Origin of the sequence: Pseudorhodoferax aquiterrae, assembly GCF_014652235.1 — a bacterium.
Lineage (GTDB): Bacteria > Pseudomonadota > Gammaproteobacteria > Burkholderiales > Burkholderiaceae_C > Pseudorhodoferax > Pseudorhodoferax aquiterrae.
Window position 1 is genome coordinate 207,920 of the sequence record NZ_BMYK01000005.1, and the last position, 20,990, is coordinate 228,909.

Below are 20,990 nucleotides of genomic sequence, written 5' to 3' on the forward strand. Positions count from 1 at the left end.
TAGAACTTATGCGCAACCACGTGCGCGGCAGCGGACTTGCTGGCATCACCAACCTGGCCTTGCAAGCCCGCGTCCGCGAAGGCCTGGCCCCGGGCTTCGAACCCATCAGCTACCTGGAGCGGCTGCGCCGCCTGCTGGACGCGATGCACTCCTCGCGCCGCAACGCGCGCGAATCCGAGCTGCGCGACTCGGCCTTCCCCGACCCGATCGGCCGCTTCAACATGATCAGCAGCTTCCGCTATGCGCTGGTGCCGCCTGCGCTGGTCGGCTCCAAGTCCTGGCATCTGTCGCTGAACGTGAGCTTCGACGGCGGCTGGGAGCCCTACATGCGGGTCATCTACCGCGACATCGGCCCGCTGCTGGACGCGCTGCTGTGCCACTGCGAGGGCTACCCCGGCTCGCGCACCAGCGACTTCGACACCTACTGCCGCTGGGTGCGCAGCGCCGAGCAGGACGCCGGCATCTTCTACACCGACGGACCGGCCACGCTGGCCGACCAGCGCTACCTGGCCAGCGTGGAGCGGCTGCAGCGCGAGAGCGGCGACCCGGCCGCGGCCGACCGGGCCATCGCCGCCCACGCCGAGCCCGACGCACTCAGCGCCACACGCCAGGGCCTGGAGCGCATGCTCGGCGACCTGGAAGGCCTGCTGCCGCTGCAGCTGCGCACGCTCAAGGGCCTGTACCGCCTGACCGGCTGGTGGGCCGGCGCCGACGGCGACATCCTGCTGCGCTTCGCCCAGCTGGCGCTCAAGGGCCTGCAGTCCACGCTCGCGACGGACGCCTTCCACCAGCACCCCCAGGTGCCCCTGCTCAAGAAGCTGCTGGCCGACGAGCTGGCCTGGCTGGCCCGCCCGCTGCCCGAGCCGGTGCCGGCGGACCGGCTGGCCTGGAACCCCGATGCGCTGCAGGCCGCCGTGCTCGGCGAAGGCCCGCGCGCCACCCACGGCGCGCTCGTGCTGCTGCGCGTGACGGATCCCGAACGCGCGGCCGAGCACCTGGCCACGCTGGCGCCGCGCTGCGCCGCGCCGGCCGCCGCCGAGGGCGAAGTGCGGCTGCACATCGGCTTCACGATGGCCGGCCTGCGCGCGCTGCGCATCGACCCCGAGCGGCTGGACCGCCTGCCGGCCGAGTTCGCGGAAGGCATGGAGCCGCGTGCCGGCCTGCTGGGCGACCTGCGCGGCAACCATCCCGACCACTGGCGCCGCCCGCTGCGCCATGGCGTGGATCCGGCGCGCGAGGACCGCATCGAACTGGGCGTGGTGCATGTGGCGGTCATGATGCGCACCATCGACACCGCCGACGAAGGCCATGGCCTGCATCCGCTGATCCAGGGCGCGGTGCGCGTGCTGGGCCAGGGCACGGGCCTGTCGGTGCTGGCCGTGGAACCCACGCGCAGCCGCACCACTGCGCCCAATGGCCGCGAGCATTTCGGCTTCGTCGACGGCATCAGCCAGCCCATCGTGGCGCCCGAACTCACGCCCGATCCGGCCCCCGACAGCTCGCCCTATCCGCGCCAGCACCAGGTGCGCCCCGGCGAACTGGTGCTGGGCTTCGCCAACGACCGCGGCGACGGCCCGTACCCGGCCGAGGCCGACGGCCTGCTGGACCGCGGCAGCTTCCTCGTGGTGCGCAAGCTGCGCCAGCGGCTGGACCACCTGAACGAGGCGCTCGAGCGCTACGCCGAAGGCGACGCGCAGCGCCGCACCGATCTGCTCGAGCGCATGATGGGCCGGCGCCAGGACGGCAAGCCGCTGGTGGCCGCCGGGCCCGGCGGCGACAACGACTTCCGCTACCGCGGTGCGGACCAGGCGCAATGCCCGTTCTCCTCGCACGTGCGGCGCGCCAACCCGCGCGACGGCCAGACCGGCCTGCCGCGCATCCTGCGCCGCGGCATGGGCTATGGCCCGGCCTCGCTGGAAGCACCGCCCGAGGCCGACCGCGGCATCCTGTTCATGGCCTACTGCGCCAGCATCGCCGAGCAGTACGAGACCGTGCAGCGCTGGCTGGCCGGCGGCAACAGCACCGGCGTGGGCTCGACCCAGTCCGACCCGCTGCTGGGCGTGCCGCGCGCGGGCCAGCCGCGCGTGTTCCGCTGGGTCGACGCCTGCGGCACGCCGCAGCGCGCCGAGCTGGGCGACAAGGCCTTCGTCGAACTGCAGTGGGGCCTGTACCTGTTCGTGCCCGCGCTGGCCGCTCTGGCGCGGCTGTCGGATTTCCGCAGTGCGCCCGAGCCCGTGCTGGCGCCGGCGCCCGTGCCGCCCAGCGCGCTCGACGTCTGGCGCGCCCGGCTGGAGGACCGCGACAACGGCCGTGCCACCTGGCGCGCCGTGCGCGAGCAGCACGGCGGCGACCAGCAGGCCGAGCCCTACGGCCGCCTGCTCGGCACGGCCGACAAGGTCTTCCCGGCGCTGGCCGACGCGCGCTGCAAGCGCTTTTCGGTGCAGGGCTTCGGCGAACGCATGCAGGCCTCGCTGGGTGTGAACCACCTGGGCATGGATCCGGCCGACGGCCATACGGAGGTCGGCCCCGTGGTCAACGCCGCGGTGGCCAGCATCGGCGAGGCCCAGGCCTTCGCCGCGGCCAGCGCCGTGGCGCAGGCCGTGCTGGCCCAGACCGTGGCGGTCTCCAGCGGTGCCTTCGCACTGCGCCACCCCGATGGCCGCGTGCGCGTGGCGATCGACCTCATGAGCTTTTCCGAGCAGGTGGTGGGCGAACTGTCCAAGCGCTGGTTCGGCCTGCCCGATGGCCAGAACATGGTCGTCGGCGGGCGCAGCCCCACGCCCGACCCGCAGGGCAAGCCGCGTTGCCCCGGCCACATCATCGGCCCCTCGCGCATGGTGTTCGGCGCCCATCCGCAGGTGCATGTGACGGCCGAGGGCGAACTGCACGGCCCCATGGTGCTGCAGGCCGTCAAGGACCAGCTGGCCGACGGTGCCTCGCCCGGGCTGGTGGCCGCGCTGCGCCCGGCGCTGGCCGCGCTGGGCGATGCCCATGGCCCGGACCTGCTGGAGCGCGAGATCACCGGCCTGCTGCTGGGCTTCGCGCCCACGGTGCACGGCAACTTCCTGACAGTCATGAAGAACTGGATCGAGGACGGCCGGCTCTGGTCGCTGCAGCAGGACCTGGCCGAGCGCGCGCTGGCCGACGCTTCGCTGGCCACCGCCCGCGCCGCGCTGTGGCGGCCCATGCTGGACACCATGCAGGCCGAGCCCGTGCCGCCCATGGTCTGGCGCCGTCCCGTGCAGGGCAACCGGCCCGACCCGGACGCGACCGTGGTGCTGGGCCTGGCCTCGGCCATCGAGAGCCTGCCGCCCGAGGAGCAGGCGCGGCGCGACGCGCTGCTGTTCGGCGGCGACTACTTCGCGCCCGGCACGGACCGCTGGGGCCTGCACGCCTGCCCGGGCTCGCGCATGGGCGTGGCCGTGATGCTGGCCATGGCCGCGGCGCTGCTGCAGGCCGGCACGCTGCGGCCGACGGGCTCGCCGGTGCTGCTGATCCTCACGCCCAAGGCGGCGGTGCCGGTCGCGGTGTAGGTGTTGGCGGCCTGCGTGCTGGCGGTGCCCCCGGGCGCGGCGTGGTGTTCATTCGGAGGCAGTCACCGGATGCGGGCACCACATTCGCCTACGAAGCGGCCAACAAGGCGCGGCTGAACTTCAACGCCGCCGGCAAGGTCAGCCTGCCTATACCCCGGGGCGTGCACATCAGCATCGCCTTCACCGGCAGCGATCCACCCAGGTCACGATAAGCCTGGGCTGCACGCCGACGCTGACCAACATCGCGGGCTGCGTGATCAATGCCGCCGGCGGTACGCGCAGCGTCGGCATTTCCGATGCCAACGGAAACCTCATCACCTTTACTGAAGCGCGCGGCAAGGTGACCAGCGACACCTACACCGCCCAGGGCCTGCCGCTGGCGGTCACCAGCCCGGCCGATGCCGCAGGCGTGCAGCCCGTCACCACCGATGGCTACACCGCGTTCACGGCGGACCTGCTGGGCCGGCGGCTCACGGCCAGCACCGCCAATACGCTGGAGAAAGTCGCCTGCCTGGGACAACGCCGGTCGCATGACCAGCACCACGGCCAACGCGCGCGCCATCGCCTACCAGTACGACGCGGCGGGCAACCGCACGCGCATGACCTGGCCGGACACCGCGTTCTTCGTGACCACCACGTACGACGCATTGAACCGCCCGCTGGTGCTCAGCGAGAAGGGCACGGCCAACCTGGCCAGCTACGCCTACGACGACCTGAGCCGTCGCACGGTGGTCACACTGGGCAACGGCACCACGACGACCTACGGCTACAACCCGCAGGGCGACCTGTCCACCCTGGCGCACGATCTGGCCAGCACCGCCAACGACCAGAGCTACACCTACACGCGCAACCAGGCCCGTGAGATCGTCACGCACAGCTGGAGCAACGACCTGTACCAGTGGCCGGTCACGGGGCTGGTCGCCAACGGCACCAAGAGCTTCACGGCCAACGGGCGCAACCAGTACACGACGGCCATCGGCGCCACCATCACGCACGATGCCAACGGCAACATGACCGGTGACGGCACCTGGACGTACACCTACGACCAGAACAACCGTCTCAAGAGCGCCAACCGCGCCAGCCCGGCCACGGCCATCACCATGGCCTACGACGCCGAAGGGCGCATGCGCAACACCAGCACCAGCTCGACCTCCGTCACGCACCGCATGTACGACGGCACCGACCTGGTGGCCGAGTACAACATCTCCGGGGTGCTGCAGGCGCGCTATGTGCACGGCCCCGGCGTGGACGAGCCGCTGGTGACCTACACCGGCACGGGCGCTGCCACCAAGAACTGGCTGTACGCCGACCACCTGGGCTCCATCGTGGCCTCGGCCGACAGCACGGGCGCCAAGACCGACATCAACAAGTACGGCCCCTTCGGCGAGCCGCACACGCTGAGCGGCGGCACCAAGTTCCGCTACACCGGCCAGCAGATGCTGGGCAACACCGGGCTCATGTACTACAAGGCCCGCTTCTACGACCCGCGCCTGGGACGCTTCCTGCAGACCGACCCGATCGGAACTGCGGATGACATGAACCTGTATGCGTATGTTGGGAATAACTCGGTCAATTCGATTGATCCAACAGGATTGTCGAAAGAGGTTCTTGCAAACTTCCTAAGTCGTGGTATACGAGTCATCAATGAAAAAGTTATTACGCATGGGACGGGTATTCCATTTAAGGATGGATTCCCGGTTTTCGACGGGGTGGCGATAAAGTCTGTCAATATTAAGCAGACCGGCGTCAATGTCACCGACTTTGCGTTGGCTAACAAGGCTGCAGGGCTGGCGGAAACGCCGAAGGGGTACACGTGGCACCATCATCAAAATGAAAAGACGATGCAGCTAATTCCATCTGAAATCCATTCGAGTGTTGGGCATACAGGCGGCGCAGCTATGGCGCGATCCCGTTCTAAGCAAAGCGGGGCGGCAACAATCGAATTTCTTGTCGACTTGCTCACCCCAGTCGGACTTCTTCCATCTGGTATAGCACCCGGCACACTTTACGGGCCAGGCACCGCATATCCAACCAGTTCAGCTTATGATGCAGCCGTCGCGGCTAAGGGCCAGTCCTCAGCGAGTTCTTCGTCAGGAAAGTGAGTCACTAATTTGGTCGGACTTTTATTGGAGAGTTTGTCATGCTTGCTGAAATGCGAGGTCATGGAACACCGGTCGGGCCTATCGAAATCTCGTCTTTTGAGAATGAGGCTAGGCTAGTTTTACCTGATGACTATTCACTATTTCTGCAGAAAAATAACGGGGGGCGCCCGATCCCAAAATTTTTCCCCATTGCCGGCTATGAGGGCAATCCTTTTGGTCAGGTACAGGATTTTTTTGGGATAGGGGATTCGGTAGCCTCTTGCGATTTGCTGTGGAATTTCAAGACTTTTCGCGGGCGAATTGGATCGGATTATCTTGCCATCGCGCGAGAGGATGGCGGAAATCTTATTTGCCTAGATATCTCTAAATTTTCTAGGGGGCGGGTGGTTTATTGGGATGCTCGCGTAGGCCGGCCAAAAGTTGGGGCGGGAATTTATGAGGTTGCTCCTTCTTTCGACAATTTCTTAGAAAATCTTCGGGATATTGATCCACTGAATTTGTAGATCCCGTGGGGCTTTGTGGCACAAATCGCCTCGACGACGTCCGTAGACTAACGGCGTGACAGAAGCGAAGAACAGGCAGCGGAGCAAGTACCGCACGACGAACTGGAAGGCCTACAACGCGGCGCTGAAAGCACGAGGCTCGTTGACGATGTGGCTCGATGAGAGCATGCAGTGGCGTGGCACGTCGAGTGGCAAGCGCGGACGTAGCCCGACCTTCTCGGACGCAGCGATCCAGTTCTGCCTGAGCATCAAGTGCCTGTTCGGCCAGCCCTTGCGCCAGGCCCTGGGCATGGTGCAAAGCCTGCTGCAGTTGGCCAAGCTGGACTGGCCGGTACCGGACTTCAGCACGGTCTGCCGACGCCAGAAGACCTTGCAGGTCGAACTGAGCTACCAGCCGAGCAAATCGCCGTTGCAGTTGCTGGTCGACAGCACTGGCATCCAGTTCCTGGGCGAAGGCGAGTGGAAACGCAAAAAGCATGGCGCCGAGTACCGGCGCGAATGGCGCAAAGTCCATCTCGGCATCGACGCGCAAACGCTGGAGATACGCGCCATCGAGGTGACCAGCAACGCCATCGGCGATGCACCGATGCTGCCCGAGTTGCTGGCACAGATTGCTCCCGAAGAGCCCATCGAAAGCGTCTGTGCGGATGGTGCCTACGACACGCGAGGCCGCCTGGACGCCATTGCCGAGCGGCAAGCGATGGCGGTGATCCCGCCGCGCAAGAACGCCAGCCATTGGAAGAAGTCGAGCCCGGGCTCGGCGCAGCGCAACGAGGCTATTCGCGCGTGCAAGCGCTTGGGCCGCAGCATCTGGAAGAAGTGGAGCGGCTACCACCGGCGCAGCCTTGTGGAGACGAAGATGCACTGCTTCAAGCGACTGGGCGAACGGGTGACCGCGCGCACGTTCGAACGCCAGGTTGTGGAGTTGCATGTCCGCGTGGCCTTGCTCAATCGCTTCAGCCAGATCGGCCGTCCTCAAACCGTGCCGCTGGCTGCCATGGCATAGGTCCGTCTGGGGTTGGGGCCATACCGTCTGCAACTCGATTGCGCAACAAAGCCGCGGTGTTCCATCCTTCGCCGAATCAGTTGCCAATTCCGCTGCCAATAAGAAGCCTTCCGCATCGGGGACATAATGTCGTAAGTAGGTGTTGGTATGGGCTGGATGTGATTTTTTGAAGAATTTATGAGTTTCATTAGAAAACTGTGGATTTATGTTCTTCTCAAGAATCCGTCAGGCCTTACCTGTCTTGTCACTATTTGGGGGCTTGGCGGGGTTTATTGGGTCGCTTCGATAGCCGGACTTGTGGAGCGTGTTGATGACTGGGCGATGTTCAAGGTGCTGGCCGCTTGTGGGTCGTTTGCGTTCTTCTTCTTTCCCATATGGAATGCGCTTGTGAGCAAGGACTCTTGAACGATAGCAATACGGACGGTTTGCCTAAAACGCGCCGCGATGTGCTGATCGTCGGCGATGGCATGTAAAAAATCTGAGCATCGAAGACCAGCAGCCGGCTTCCGGGGCTTTTTACCTGTACGCCTCGGCCGACCAGAAGATGGTGCCAGCGACACGGTGCTGATCACGACCAGCTACAACGCGACCAACAAGCACGCGCTGCAGACTGTGGTGGCCGACGCTTGGCACGGCACGCTGACGTTGGCAGATGTATTCGCCGTGATGTCGCACCCTGGTGCTTTTGGTAGTTCCATGCCACAGGCTGCGGCGCTGTAATCGCAGCGCACAGGCCGCAGGCTTGCCCGTCATCTACAGGGAGTACCGCATGATTGACCCATACGCGCACGCGGTAGCGGCCGTCGTGCCGGCTGTTCCCGTGCCGCCAGCGCAAGCTGGTTCAAGCCCGGGCCGATACGACAGCCTGGGCCGCTTGGGCCATGCGGCCTGGAGCGAGGGCTCTGTCGTCACCTGCAGCCACGACGCGGCAGGTATGGGCAGCAGCTCATGACCACAGGCGATCCAACCACCTTGCTCTCCGGCGTCGCTGTCGAAACCTGGCTCGCCGGCGAATGGAAGACGCTGTGCCTCATCTCGGCCGTGGTGTTGAGCCTGCTGTGGGTGTGGTGGAGGACGGGTTCCACCCACTTGCTGATCATGTTGTTGCTGCGTTGGCTGGTCGGCAAGCGCAGCGACGCATCGTCGGTCGTGAAGTTCCTGGAAGAACGTACCGACCTCATGCACTTCCGCGCCGTGACGGGCGTGCGCAATGCGCCCACCCTGCCAGCCGCAGAGCGGATCATCCAGTGGTCCAAGCGCAACGACCTGGACATCGACATGGTGGGTCGGGCGCACCGTTATCTCGACGTCCGCCGGCCGAGTTTGCGTACCGGGCCCAGCCACGGCTGGGCCAACTGGGGCCTTCTGTGCGGGCTCCTGCTGTGGCTGCTCGCTGGGTTTGCCGCGCTCATGGGCGCGCTGGCGCCGCCGGTGCTGAATGTCATCAAGACGGACACGCCGTACCTGGTGGATGGCGAGAGGGCCTGGCAGTTCCGGTGGAGCGGCACACCGCAGGCCTTGCGCTTCACCCGCGACGACTGTGCAGAACCGGAACGCATCGTCGAAGCCACCCAGTACGCGGAGTACGACGTGGGGGTTCTGTGCAAGCTGCTGTTGTCCGAGCCGCGTGCGTACTTGCGCTCCGTGTTGCGCCAACAACGCGTGGCCGCCGGTATCGCGGCCCTGCTGGCAGTCTTCTGGGGAGCGCAAGCCTTGCTGTGGGTGCGCAGTGTGCGTGCGGTACGGGCGCTCCATGCGCAGATGGCAGCCGACGGCTGATCGTCGCGCCGGACCGGCGCCGGGTCTGCGCCGCATCGCACATGCGCAACGCGGCGCCATCAGCGCGAGGGCTGCTTCTTCAGATCTGCGCGCTCAGCCGCTGCACCTGCTCCAGGTGCCAGCCCATCTCCATGGTGTCGAAGGCCGCCTCGGCCTGGTCCAGCAGCGCGCGCGCGCGACTGCCGTCGCCGCTGGCGGCGGCCAGTTCGGCCTCGGCCAGCTGCGTCACCGCACGCTCGTGCGCCGAGCCGCGCGCCTGCGCCACGCGGTAGGCGAAGGCCAGCTGGCGCTGCGCGGCCGCGTGCTGGCCCGCCGCATGGGCCGCGCGCGCCATTGCGCGTGCCGCCATGGCCAGGCCGATGCGGTCTTCGCGGCGGCCGCGCTGCAGGGCCAGCAGCGCGTGCCGGCGCGCCTCCTCCGGGCGGCCCAGCTGCTGCAGGCCCTCGGCCAGCCAGCCGTGGTTGAGCGAGCGGAACAGGCCGCTGTCGCGCGGCAGCACCCAGTCGGTCACGGCCACCAGGCCCTCGATGGCCGCCGGATCGCGCCGCAGCATCCACTCGGCATAGCCGCCGATGGCGCGCGCCACCGACAGCTGCCACAGCGAGCGCGTGGTCTCGGCGATGCGGGCAGAGGTGGTCGCGGCCTGGTGCGCGGCCTCCCAGCGGCCCTGCCACAGCAGCACGGCCGCGCGCCAGCCTTCGATGCTGGTGCCGATCTGGTGCGTGAGCCCCACGATGCACTCCTGCGCCTGGTCGAAGCATTCGGCGGCCGCGCCGAAGCGGCCCTGGTCGCCTAGCACCACGCCGCGGCAGACCAGCGAGTAGGCCAGGCCCACGTTGGTGCGCCGGCCGCTGCGGTGGCTGCGCTTGACCTCGATGGCACGGTCCAGCAGCCGGGCGGCGCGCTGGTAGCGCCCGGCCGCTGTGTGGGCCTCGCCGAGCGAAGCCACGACCTGGGTGGCCAGCGGCGCGTCGCCGGCGGCCTCGGCCTCGCGCAGGGCCTGCTCGCCGTGGCGGATGGCCAGGCGCGGCTCGCCCAGCGCGTAGTGCACGCAGCCCAGCCAGTGGCGTGCGCGCGCCACGCGCCCGAGGTCGCCATGGCGCTGGGCCAGCCCCACGGCGCGCTCGGCCAGCGCGATCTGGCCGCGCTCGGGTTCGAACATGCAGACCATGGCCAGCCGCTCGACGATGTCGACCCAGCGCAGCGCGCGCTCACCCACGAGCTCGCCGCGCTCCAGCGCGGCCAGCGCGGCGTGGAAGTGCGCGCGCGCCCGGTCCAGCGCCGAGACGGCCAGCGCGCGGTCGCCGGCCAGCTCGGCATAGTGCGCTTCCAGTGCCGGGTCGCCACCGGCGCCGAAGTGCAGGGCCAGGGCCTCGGCGTCCTCGGCGCCGCCGCCCTGGGCCTGCTGCATGAGCGCCACGGCGATGCGCAGGTGCAGCCACTGGCGCTGCAGCAGGCCGACCGAGGCGTACACCACGTCGCGCGTGACGCCGTGCTTGAAGCGCAGCGTGCCGGCATGCTCGCCCGGGAACAGGAAGTCCTGCTCGGCCAGCTCGCGCAGCAGCGGGCTGTCGGGTGCATGGCCGGTGATGCGCGCGAGCAGCCAGGCCGGCACGGTGTTGCCGATCACGGCGGCGGTGCGCAGCATGTCGACCAGGGGCGCGGCCAGGCCGTGCACGCGCGATTCGATGAGCTGGTTGATCCAGCCGGCCGGGCTGGGCGGCGGCGCCAGCCGGCCGCTGTCGCCGTGCGCGGCGGAATGGCACAGCTCCTCGATGAACAGCGGGTTGCCGCCGGCGCGGGCGCAGATCTGCGCCACCACGAAGGGGTCGGCGCCGGGCAGGTAGGCGGCCACGGCCTCGGCGGCCGTGGCCTGGCCCAGCGGCGCCAGCGTGACGGCGTCGAAGCCGGGCGTGGCCGGCGCGGCCGCGCTGCCGACCACACGCCGCGTCAACACCACCAGCAGGCGCAGCCCGGCCTGGCGCTGGATGCCGGCCAGCACCTGGTGCGAGGCGTCGTCGGCCCATTGCCAGTCGTCGATGAACAGCACCAGCGGCTGCTCGGCCGCCAGCCGCTCGAAGGCGGCCGCGAAGGCATGCGGGCGCGCCGGCAGCTCGGCCGTGCCGAGCGACTGCATCATCTGGCGGAAGGGCTGCAGCGGCGCGGTGCCCAGGCCGCTGTCGCAGCTGCCGCGCAGCACGCGGCAGTCGCGCTGGTGGGCATGGTGCAGGAACTCCTCGACCAGCCGCGTCTTGCCGATGCCGGGCGGGCCGGCCACCTCGACGCCGGCCGGGGCGCCGGCGCAGGCGGCGTCCAGCGCGCGCGCCAGCCGTTCGAACTCGGCCTGGCGGCCCACCAGCGGCGCCTGCTTGCGGCTGCGCGCCTGCACGCCGGCCAGCGTCTCGGCCTGGCTGCCGATGCGGTAGACCAGGATCGGCGCGTCGCGGCCCTTGACCGTGAGCATGCTGGGCGCGCCGGCACCGAAGAAGCGGCGCGCCGGCCCCAGCGTCTCGTCGCTGACCACGATCTCGTGCGGGCCGGCCGCATCCGACAGCCGGGCCGCGATGTTGGGCACCGTGCCCATGAGCTCGAAGCGGCCGCGCTCGATGTCGCCGTCGCCGATCAGCACCAGCCCGGCGTGGATGCCGGTGTGCAGCTGCAGCGCGAAACCCGGCGGCAGCCGTGGCGCCAGCCGGCCGACGGCGCGGTGCAGCGCCAGCGCGGCCTCGACCGCGCGGCGCCCGGCCTCTTCGTGCGGGACCGGGTGGCCGAACATGGCCAGCAGGCCGTCGCCCTGCACGCGCACGATGCTGCCGCCCCAGCGCGGCACGGTTTCCTGGTAGGCGATGCGCAGCATGGACAGCAGCGCGGCGTACTGTTCGGCCTCCATGGCACCGGCCAGTTCGGTCGAGCGCGACAGGTCGGAGAACAGCAGCGTGACGTAGTGGCGGCGCTGCACCACGGCCGGGTCCGTAGCAGGGGCGGTAGCGGGCGGCAGCGTTTCGATCATGGGGCGGCGCTGCGGCGTTGCAGCGCATCAGGCATGGCAGCGAAGTGTTGTCGTTGGGCCACGCGGGATGTTACAGGCTGCAGCGGCGCATAGGCTGATGCATGTCAAGCGGCGCACGCCGCAACACAGGGTCGGCGGTTTCACACTGCCGCACGGCACTGCCCTGGCTTTGCCGGTGATCGCGGGGTACCTGGCTGCAGGCAGCCGCGCCGGCATGTGCGACCCGCCGACATGGCGCATGGCGACCAGACGCACCGGCGGTGGAGCAGCTCGCCCAGCACCAGGACCCGACGGCGCATCGGCGGCCTGGCGCGGCTAGGCTCAGAGCCAGGCTTCCTGCTCGGCCTTGCGGCCGGTCTGGCGCATGCTGTCGCACAGCGCGCGGAGCGCCTCCGGTACCGTGTCGCGCCGGGCCAGACGGTCCAGCAGCCGGTGGTCGTGCGGGTTCAGTGGCCAGTGCTGGGCGGTGTCCAGCAGCCGGCTGGCGTTCATCTCGTGCGGCACCCAGTCCAGGCCGCGCTGGTCCCACAGCGCGCCAGCGGTACAGGCGATGTCCACGCCGGCCGGATCGATGTCCGCGCTGATCCAGGCGGGCGCGGGCGCCAGCGTGAGCAAGCGGTCCATGGTCTGCAGCCAGGCCAGGGACGGCCGTCCGGGCAGCCAGGCCAGCGCCAGCCCGGGCCGGCGCAACTGCGCCTGGCGCTCGAAGCTGGCGCGGTTCTCGATCAGCCACCAGCGTGCCGGCCCGGTGGCGGCATCGGCGCGCAACACATCGGCCAGCGGCAGGCCCAGGCAGTGCAAGGGTGCGAGGTCCACGGCCTGCGCCTGCCACTGCAGCCGCAGCGCGCCGGCGAGCCAGAGCATGGGGGCGAAGCGCGCGATGCGCAGGCGCTCCAGGTCGAACTGGCTTTCCAGCCAGCGCCAGTCGGCCTGCGTCAGGGCTTTGGTATCACCGCCCGCGCGCAGGGCGAAGTCGCGGCGCGTGCCCTGGGCCGCGTCGTCGTGCCAGGCGGCGACGGCCCGCAGCAGGCCCAGCCGCGCAGCCAGCAGGTCCGGGCGCAGCGTGGTGTCCTGCACCAGCTGGGCCAGCGCGGCCGCCAGTTCGTCCAGCAGGTCCGGGTCCAGCGCGTCGGCGCCGACGGCGTCGCTGCGGGCCTGCAGCCAGTCCTGCGCCTGGGCCAACTGCAGCGCGCGCTGGTCCTTGCGCCGGCGCGGGCTGGAGACGTCCAGCAGGGCCTGCAGCCGCGGCAGCTCGCGCCAGACCAGGGTTTCCCACTGCCAGCGCCCGCCGACCAGCTGCTCGCGCCGCGCGATCCAGCCCTCGCGCAGCAGCAGCTCGCTGAGCGCCTCGGCGTCTTCGATGCGTTCGCCGCGAATCGCCGCGAGCAGCGTGCTGCGCCGGCGTTCCGGGCTGTCGCTGCCGGCCCAGCGGCGCAGCAGCGCACGCTGCGCGGGCGCGAGCAGCGGCAGCTGCTGCGGCACCGGCCGGGCGGCCTGGCGCTCGCGCCGGTCGCGGCCACGGGGGGTGTCGGTCCAGTCCATCAGGTGGGCGGCGGCGCGCGCCGCTGCAGCACGCCGATGGGCGGCGCCCAGCGCGCATCGCGCGGCTTCTTGGACGTGACCAGCGTGATGTCGGCCGGCTCGAACACTTCCACGTTGTGCGTGATCGGCGTGGTCAGCACGTACTGGGCGCGCGTGGACTTGAGGAAGTGGCCGACCAGCTGGATGTTGCGCACGTCCAGGTGCGCGAAGGGCTCGTCGATGAAAACGAAGCCGCCCGGCATCTCCTCGTCCTTGAGCAGGCCGACCAGCAGGATCAGCGACTTGATGACCTGCTGGCCACCCGAGGCCTCGCCGTCGTTCAGGCCGATCTGGCCCTTGCCGTCGAAGTTGAAGCCGACCTTGAGCTCGGCCTGGCGCAGCACGGTGTCGTCGTTGTCCAGGTGCGGCAGCTCGGCGTGGACCTCCACGCCGGACAAGAGGCCCAGCTCGACGATGTTCTTGCGGTAGCGCCGCACGGTGGTGCGCAGCACGTCGATGTAGCGCGCGCGGGCGTTGTCCACGGCCACGCCGGCCATGGCGTTGCTGGCCTTGCGCTCGGCCAGTTGCTGCTGCTGGGTGCCGACCGTGGCCTGCATGAGCTGCTGGCGCTCCTCGACGCTGGCATCGAGCTCCCACTGGCCTTCGGCCAGTTCCTTCTCGATGGCGGCGCTGCGCAACCTGGCCTGGGTGGCGTTGCCATAGCGCTCGCGCAGCGCGGCCAGGGTGGCGGGCGCGATCCAGCGCGGCGCAAAGCGCTGCTTGTCCGCGCGCGAGCGGGCCGCCCGCTCGCGCTGGGCCGTGAAGCGCTCGCCCCATTCGCGCGCGTGGCGCTGGGCCTCGCTTTCGCTGGCCGCCAGCTGGCGCTGCAGGCTTTGGTACTGGGTTTCGGCCTGCTGCTGGCCCACCACCGCCTGCATGTGCGCGCGGTCGGCCTGCTGCCAGCGCGTGCCGGCTTCGATGCGGGCCTGCCGGAGTGCCGGCAACTGCTCGCGGGCCTGGGCGAAGGCCGCGCCGCGGCGCGCCAGTTCCTCGGCCGCGCGGTGCCCGCGGCTGGCCTGCAGTGCCGCGTCGAGCTGGCGCTGCACCTCGGTCTGCTCCCTGGCGACGGGCAGCATGGCGGTGTCGATCTGCGCCAGCCGGCGTTCGATGGAGTCGCGCTGCGAGGCCAGGGCCGCGGCGCCAAACTGGTGCTCGCCAGGGTCGACCCAGACGCTGCGGCCACCACGGCCGTCGCGCCAGTAGGCCTGCGGCGTGATCCACTCGCCGCCCAGCTGCAGGCCGGCCTGCGTGTCGTCCACGCGGCGGATCTGCGCGAGCTGCTTGAGCAGCCACACCGGCGCGGGTGCCGAGAAGCGCAGCACGGCCAGCAGGCTGTGCGGCGGTGCATCCCGGGGCGCCGTGGCGGACTCGGCCACCAGGTAGTGGCGGTAGCGTTCGCGCTCGGCCAGCGCCATGGCGCGCGGCGCATCGCCGCTGTGCGCCAGCACCACGACCCAGCGCGCACTGCGCAGCACGCCTTCGGCCGCGGCGCGCCAGCGCTCGTCGCTGATCTCGACCACGTCGGCCATCACGTGGTGGCCGATGTTCTCCTGCCGCAGCACCCGCAGAAACCGCTGCACCTCGGCCGGCGGCGGTGCCTGGTGCTGGCCTTGCAGCCGCTCCAGCGCCGCCTGCGCGGCGCGACGCTGGCCGCCCAGTTCGTGCCACTGGGCGGCGAGGGCGGCCTTGCGCTCCTCCAGCGCGCGCACGCGCTCGGCCAGCTGCGCGGCATCGCTCTCCACGGCCGCCAGGGCCTGCAGTTCGTCGGCCTGCTGCACCAGGGCTTCCACCGGCCGCTCGGCGTCGCGGGCCTGCTGCTGTGCGGCCTGGGCGGCGGTCCTGGCGGCCTCGCGCGCACGCACCTGCTCGGCGGCTTCGCGCTGTTGCTCCACGAGCTGCAGCAACTGGCGCTGGATGTCGGCGCGCCTGCGCGTCTCGGCCGCGTGGTGCACGCGCTGGCGGTGCAGCTCCCTGAGCTTCGCCGCGGTTTCCACGCGCTCCTCGTGCCAGGCCAGCACGGGCATGACCTCGGTGGCCAGCAGTTCGCGCTCGCGCAGCTTGGCCTGGTGCTGGCGGTACAGGTTCACGCGCGCGTCGAGCTGGGCCAGCAGGGCCTGCCCGTGCGCGAGTTCGCGTTCGGCGCTCTCGACCTCGGCCGCCAGATCACGCTGGTGCTGGCGTGCTTCTTCGTAACGGTCCAGCACCTCCTGGTCGCCGAACACGTCGAACACCAGGCGCAGCAACTCCTTGGGCGAGTACTCGCAGAGCCGGTCGGTCTGGCCCTGCTCGAGCGCCAGCACGCGCGCGATGGCGCGCGACAGGCCCGCGCCCTCGAGCCGGCGGCGCCAGTGCTCGATGCCGAGCCAGTCCTTGGTGGGGGCGTCGACCAAGGTCTCGATGGGCACGTCGCCATCGGTCATCAGGTAGCGGCGCTGCCAGTCGCCGCCGTTGCGCTCGATGCGGCAGGCCAGCGTGACCTGGTCGGCGTAGAGCAGGTTGCGCGCGAAGGGCCGGCTCGAAGCCTGGCGGCCGCGCGGCCGGTTCTCCACCGTGGCGCGCAGCCAGGTGGTGTCGGCGTTCGCGTGGCGCGCGTAGGTCTTGTAGCTGCGCCCGCCCGAACACTCCAGACCCAGCAGCGTGCGCATGGCGTCCAGCAGCGTGGTCTTGCCCGAGCCGTTGGGGCCGGCCACGGTGATGATGGCGCCGTCCAGCGGCAGCGTGAGCCGCTGGCAGTAGTCCCATTGCAGCAGCTCCAGGCTTTGCAGGTGGAACATCAGGCGGCCTCCCCGGAGGAGGGCGCGGCCTCGGCCTGGGCACGCGTGCGCGCCAGCACGTCGCCGAGCGCGCCGTCCAGGATGCGCGGGGCCAACAGGTCGTAGTCCAGCAGCAGGTCCAGCAGCGGACCTTCGGCGATGTCCTCGCCGCGGCGCTGGATGAAGCCGTGGGTCTCCAGCCGCTTGAGGTTGGCGTCCAGGCGGGTCTTCTTGCCGAGCTGGTTGCCGAAGTCCGCCAGCAGGGTCTTGTACGCCACCAGCGGGCTCACGGCAGCGGCGCTGGGCAGCGGGCGTTCGGTACGGAACATCTCGGCCTGCCCGTCGCCCTCGGCGCTGGCGGCGCGCGCGGCCTGGCGCTCGCGCTTGGGCAGCACGATCAGGGCCCACAGCACCACCAGCAGCGACTGCGCGTCGCGCGGCAGTTCCAGGTTGTTGTTGGCGGCCAGGCCGGCTTCGCCGAACACCGCGGCCTCGGCACCGCGCAGCAGCGCCACGGCCACGTGGTCGGCGTGGATGTTGTCCACCAGCTGCAGGCCGACCTCGGCCAGGCGCTGCTGCGTGGCTTGCCAGAGCTCGGCGTCGATCAGTGCGCGGCGCACGCGCGGGTGCTGGCGCGGCAACCAGCGGCGGGCCAGCAGTTCGGCCGCCAGCAGGGCGGCATCGTCCAGGGGAGTGCTCATGGGGCAGGGGGATCGGGAATGAGTTGGCCGGCGCTGATGGCGGCGACATGGGCGTCGTCCACCGGCTGCACCTGCGCTTGCAGTTCGGCATGCCAGGCGCTGCGGGCCAGGTCGCCGGTCTGGCCGTTCAGCGTGCGCGCCTGGGCGTCGCCGAGCAGCGGCAGCAGCTGCATGCGGTAGGCGGCCTGGGCGAAGCGGCCGCCCAGCACGGCGGCGGTCAGCGGTTGCGGCGCGGGCTCGGCGTTCCATGCCGTGAGCTGTGCGATCAGCGCGCCGAGTTCCTCGGGCATGCGCAGTGTTTCCAGCGCACCGGCGGCGGCTTCGGCCGGCGGCGGCAGGCCCTGGGCGCGCAGCGGGTCGGGCCGGTCGCGTTCGAACTCGCCCTCGGCCACGTCCACGAGTTCCTGGGCGCTCACGAACACTGGCCGCAGGCCGGTGGCGAGCGCACCTTCGGCCAGGCTGTGCAGCGCAGGCTGCGACTGCAGCCAGTGCCGCACGTCCGAACTGGTGATGCCGGTGCTGCCCAGCGTCACGCGCTGGCGGTCGGCCTGCTGCAGCGCACGCGTGAACTGGCTGGCCATGGACAGCAGCCTGGCCTGGCTGTGGCCCAGCGCACGCGCCTCGCGTTCCAGCCGCGGGTCGCCGTGCTCGCTGCGGATCAGCGCCGTGAGCGCCTCGCCGGCGCGCTCGACCAGTTTCAGCGCGCGCTCGAAGCGGGGCTGGGCCGCGCGCAGCTGCACTTCGGAGCCGCTGGCGATCGCGTCGGCGAACTGGTCGTGCAGCCGCGCCAGCTGGGCGTGCAGGTGCTTGATCTGGCCCGCGTCGGACAGGCCCAGCGCCTGCGCACCGGCGACCTGGGCCAAGAGGGCGGCCATCTGGTCGTCGTCGCTGGCCATGCGGGTGAGCGGGGCCAGCACGGCCTGCACCTGCTGGGCCAGCGCCGGCAGTTCGTAGTCCTGCGTCGTGGCATTCCAGGCCAGCAGGCCGATGTCGCGCAGGCGCTTGAGCACCATCTCCAGCGCTTCTGGCCGCAGCGCATGGAACAGCTGCTGCAGTTCATCGCGCTGCAGCCGGCCCTGGGGCAGGCTGGCGATTTCGAGGAAGGCCCAGACGCGCAAGCGGGCCGCCGCGGCGCTGCCCGAGAACAGGCCGCGCAGGGCGTCCAGCACCGGCAGCCGCTGTTCCAGGGCGAAGCCCAGGGCCGATTCGGCGGCGAGTGCGGGGTCGCGGAAGTAGCCCTCGAAGCTGCCGGACTCGGACTCGTCCGACGGGGGAGGCAGTTGCATGGCGGCGGATTTTGCACGAGGGCCCGGGGGATCCCGGACCACGGCCGCGGGCACAATGCAGCGCCTGCGCAGCCCCGGACCACCATGCACATCCTGCTCGTTGAAGACGACGAAGCCCTGGCCACCTCGGTCGCCGGCGCCCTGCAGGCGCAGGGCTGGCGCGTGGACGTGAGCGCGCGCGGCGAGCCCGTGCCGCGCTCGCTGCTGCAGGACGCCTACGACCTGCTGGTGCTGGACCTGGGCCTGCCCGGCATCGACGGGCTGGAAACGCTGCGCCGCGTGCGCGCGAGCGGCTGGCTGCAGCCGGTGCTGGTGCTGACCGCGCGCGACAGTGTGGAAGACCGCGTGGCCGGCCTGGAAGCGGGCGCCGACGACTACATGTGCAAGCCCTTCGCGCCGGCCGAGCTCGTGGCCCGGCTGCGCGCGCTGGTGCGCCGGCACGAGAACCGGCGCGAAGGCCGGCTGGCGCTGGCGGCGCTGCGCTTCGATCCGCAGGGCATGCGCGCAGCCATCGGCGATCAGCCACTGCCGCTCAGCGCGCGCGAGTCCGCGCTGCTGCAATACCTGATGACGCGTGCCGGCCAGATCGTCGCGCGCGAGCAGCTCATGGCCCTGGTGCCGGGCTGGGCCGCGGGCACCTCCGACAACGCACTGGAACTGCAGGTGTCGCGGCTGCGCGCCAAGATCGAGCCGGCCGGCGTGCGCTTGCGCACCGTGCGCGGCCTGGGCTATCTGCTCGAAGCCGCGGACCCCGATGGCGGCTGAAGCGCCCAGCCTGCGGCGCACGCTGCTGGTCTGGCTGCTGGCGCCGCTCGTGGTGCTGGTGCCGCTGGCCACGGCCCTGCTGTACCTGCTGGCCGTGCAGCCGGCCATGGACAGCCTGGACCGCGCGCTGACCGACACGGCCGTGGCGCTCGCCCAGATCCTCGAAGAGCGCGATGGCCAGACCGCCCTGCCGCTCAGCGCGCAGACCGCGCATGCGCTGCGCGCCGACCTGGTCGACGAGGTGGTGTTCGCGGTGGGCGATGCGCAAGGCCGCCTGCTGGGCGGCGAGCACGCACTGCTGGCCCAGAACCCGCATCTCGCGCGGGGCGCCTGGCGCTTCTTCGACGGTCAGCTGCGCGGCAAGGCCATGCGCATGGTCGCCCACGGCGCGGCCTGCGGCGCGCAGACCTGCCCCATCCTCGTGGCCGAATCGCTGGGCAAGCGCGATGCCGCGGCGCGCGCCGTGGCGCTGGCCGCGGCCGGCGTGAGCCTGCTGCTCGCGCTGTGCCTGGCGCTGCTGGCCTGGCTGGCCGTGGGGCGCGGGCTGCGGCCGCTGCAGCAGGCCTCGCAGGAGCTGGAACGGCGTTCGCTGCAGCAGCTGGACCCGCTGCCGCTGCAGCAGCTGCCGCGCGAGGTGGCCTTCTTCGGCACGGCGCTCAACGCACTGTTCGGCCGGCTGCGCCAGGCGGTGGGCGCGCAGCGCAGCTTCCTGGACGATGCCTCGCACCAGCTGCGCACGCCGCTGGCGGTGCTGCTGTCCGAATCGGCCCAGGTGCTGGAGCAGCCGCACCCGCCCGAACTGCATGCGCGGCTGCAGCGCCTGCACGCCGCGGCCGAGCGCAGCGCCCATCTGTCGCACCAACTGCTGACACTGGCGCGCGCCGAAGGCGCGGCGCTGGAGCGGCGGGGCCAGGCCGCGCGCATCGACCTGGCCCGCCTCGTGACCGAGGCCGCGGCCGACTGGGTGCGGCCAGCCCTGGCCGCAGAGCAGGACCTCGGCTTCGATCTGCAGCCGGCCATGGTGCAGGGCGAGGCCTGGCTGCTGCGCGAGCTGCTCGCCAACCTCGTGCACAACGCCCAGCAGCACGCGGGCCGCGGCGCGCAAGTGACGGTGCGCACGCGCACCGAAGGCGACACCGTCTGGCTGGAGGTGGAGGACGACGGCCCCGGCATGGACGCGGCCGACCAGGCCCGCGCCTGGGACCGCTTCCACCGCGGCCGCAGCGCCACCGGCCCTGGCACCGGCCTGGGCTTGCCCATCGTGCAGCACATCGCGCAGCTGCACGCAGGGGCTGCGGAACTGCAGACCGGACCTGCCGGCCGCGGGCTGTGCGTGCGCGTGCGCCTGCCGCGCGCGGACCGCTGACGACAGCGCCCACGCGCCAAGCTGTCACCAAGCTGTCGTAAGTGGTACCCGATGGCCGCGGCCCGGGTGCAAGGCCAAAGAATTCCGTCCAAGGCCATCGGGTTGCGACCCGCCCGGCCCACAGGCGTTCGCGCAGCCACCCGGCCGCGCGGGCGTGGAGACAAACTCAACGGAAGTTCATGATGATCGACCGCAATCTCGCGAGGGGCCTGTTCCTGGCCCTGATCGCGCTGGTGTTCGGCGGCTATTCGCTGCAATACCAGGCTGGCTCCCTCGGCCGGGCCGGCCCCGGCCTGTTTCCCCTCATCGTCAGCGGCGCGCTGCTGGTCATCTCCCTGATGATCATCGTGCGCTCGCGCTTCCAGGCGCGCGAGCCGCTGGACCTCAACTTCAAGAACATCGGCCTGCTGCTGGTCGCGCTGTGCGTGTTCGCGTTCCTCTCGCTGTACGTGAACATGCTGGTGGCGATCGTGGCCATGGTCTTCATCTCGGGCAAGGCCGCGACGACCTACTCGGTCTCGCGCAACATCAAGATCAGCATCGGCCTGGTCATCGTGGCCTTCGCGTTCCAGAAGCTGCTGGGCCTGTCCCTGCCGCTGATCTGA

Annotated in this window: 15 protein-coding genes; 9 read left to right on the forward strand and 6 right to left on the reverse strand. The window is 70.6% G+C overall.

Features of this window, described 5'->3' with window-relative positions; genetic code table 11:
• Positions 1-8: 8 nt before the first annotated feature.
• Positions 9-3,533: a Dyp-type peroxidase gene (locus IE209_RS34200; RefSeq protein WP_189687041.1), complete on the forward strand. Its 3,525-nt coding sequence runs from the start codon at positions 9-11 to the stop codon at positions 3,531-3,533.
• An 88-nt stretch (positions 3,534-3,621) separates the two neighbouring features.
• Here the strand turns inward: IE209_RS34200 and IE209_RS34490 are convergent, their stop codons facing one another.
• A complete protein-coding gene (locus tag IE209_RS34490; protein WP_189687162.1) occupies positions 3,622-4,083 on the reverse strand; it encodes a hypothetical protein in 462 nt (153 codons plus the stop codon).
• Here IE209_RS34490 and IE209_RS11245 point away from each other — a divergent pair.
• The 5 genes from IE209_RS11245 to IE209_RS11265 all read left to right on the forward strand — a co-directional run bounded on the left by IE209_RS11245 (position 4,064) and on the right by IE209_RS11265 (position 8,923).
• Positions 4,064-5,635 (forward strand): RHS repeat-associated core domain-containing protein, encoded by a 1,572-nt coding sequence (locus IE209_RS11245; protein ID WP_189687042.1) that lies wholly within the window; start codon positions 4,064-4,066, stop codon positions 5,633-5,635. The two genes, IE209_RS34490 and IE209_RS11245, sit on opposite strands and share 20 nt — an antisense overlap.
• Before the next feature lie 38 nt (positions 5,636-5,673).
• Entirely contained in the window at positions 5,674-6,138 is a 465-nt protein-coding gene (locus IE209_RS11250) for an SMI1/KNR4 family protein (RefSeq protein WP_189687043.1), read from the forward strand.
• 55 nt (positions 6,139-6,193) lie between these two features.
• Positions 6,194-7,144: an IS5 family transposase gene (locus tag IE209_RS11255; protein ID WP_189687044.1), complete on the forward strand. Its 951-nt coding sequence runs from the start codon at positions 6,194-6,196 to the stop codon at positions 7,142-7,144.
• 561 nt (positions 7,145-7,705) lie between these two features.
• Positions 7,706-7,864 carry a hypothetical protein gene (locus IE209_RS11260; protein WP_189687045.1) on the forward strand — a complete coding sequence of 53 codons (159 nt, stop codon included), beginning with the start codon at positions 7,706-7,708 and terminating at the stop codon, positions 7,862-7,864.
• 228 nt (positions 7,865-8,092) lie between these two features.
• Complete coding sequence (locus tag IE209_RS11265; protein ID WP_189687046.1) at positions 8,093-8,923, forward strand: DUF6216 family protein; 831 nt, start codon at positions 8,093-8,095, stop codon at positions 8,921-8,923.
• A 79-nt stretch (positions 8,924-9,002) separates the two neighbouring features.
• Here the strand turns inward: IE209_RS11265 and IE209_RS11270 are convergent, their stop codons facing one another.
• The 5 genes from IE209_RS11270 to IE209_RS11290 form a co-directional block, all read right to left on the reverse strand.
• Positions 9,003-11,933, reverse strand: a complete 2,931-nt coding sequence (locus IE209_RS11270; RefSeq protein WP_189687047.1) for an ATP-binding protein — start codon at positions 11,931-11,933, stop codon at positions 9,003-9,005.
• A 321-nt stretch (positions 11,934-12,254) separates the two neighbouring features.
• Positions 12,255-13,475 carry a DUF2399 domain-containing protein gene (locus tag IE209_RS11275; protein WP_189687048.1) on the reverse strand — a complete coding sequence of 407 codons (1,221 nt, stop codon included), beginning with the start codon at positions 13,473-13,475 and terminating at the stop codon, positions 12,255-12,257.
• Complete coding sequence (locus IE209_RS11280; RefSeq protein WP_189687049.1) at positions 13,475-16,288, reverse strand: ATP-binding protein; 2,814 nt, start codon at positions 16,286-16,288, stop codon at positions 13,475-13,477. The genes IE209_RS11275 and IE209_RS11280 overlap by 1 nt, the downstream gene beginning before the upstream one ends.
• Positions 16,288-16,968, reverse strand: a complete 681-nt coding sequence (locus IE209_RS11285; protein ID WP_189687050.1) for a DUF4194 domain-containing protein — start codon at positions 16,966-16,968, stop codon at positions 16,288-16,290. The genes IE209_RS11280 and IE209_RS11285 overlap by 1 nt, the downstream gene beginning before the upstream one ends.
• Complete coding sequence (locus tag IE209_RS11290; protein WP_189687051.1) at positions 16,965-18,254, reverse strand: hypothetical protein; 1,290 nt, start codon at positions 18,252-18,254, stop codon at positions 16,965-16,967. Before IE209_RS11290 ends, IE209_RS11285 begins: the two co-directional genes overlap by 4 nt.
• Positions 18,255-18,338: 84 nt before the next feature.
• Here IE209_RS11290 and IE209_RS11295 point away from each other — a divergent pair, with 84 nt between their 5' ends.
• The 3 genes from IE209_RS11295 to IE209_RS11305 all read left to right on the forward strand — a co-directional run bounded on the left by IE209_RS11295 (position 18,339) and on the right by IE209_RS11305 (position 20,990).
• Positions 18,339-19,019 (forward strand): response regulator, encoded by a 681-nt coding sequence (locus IE209_RS11295; RefSeq protein ID WP_189687052.1) that lies wholly within the window; start codon positions 18,339-18,341, stop codon positions 19,017-19,019.
• Complete coding sequence (locus IE209_RS11300; RefSeq protein ID WP_189687053.1) at positions 19,009-20,385, forward strand: sensor histidine kinase; 1,377 nt, start codon at positions 19,009-19,011, stop codon at positions 20,383-20,385. Before IE209_RS11295 ends, IE209_RS11300 begins: the two co-directional genes overlap by 11 nt.
• A 182-nt stretch (positions 20,386-20,567) precedes the next feature.
• On the forward strand, positions 20,568-20,990 hold the full coding sequence (locus tag IE209_RS11305) for a tripartite tricarboxylate transporter TctB family protein (protein WP_189687054.1): 423 nt from the start codon (positions 20,568-20,570) through the stop codon (positions 20,988-20,990).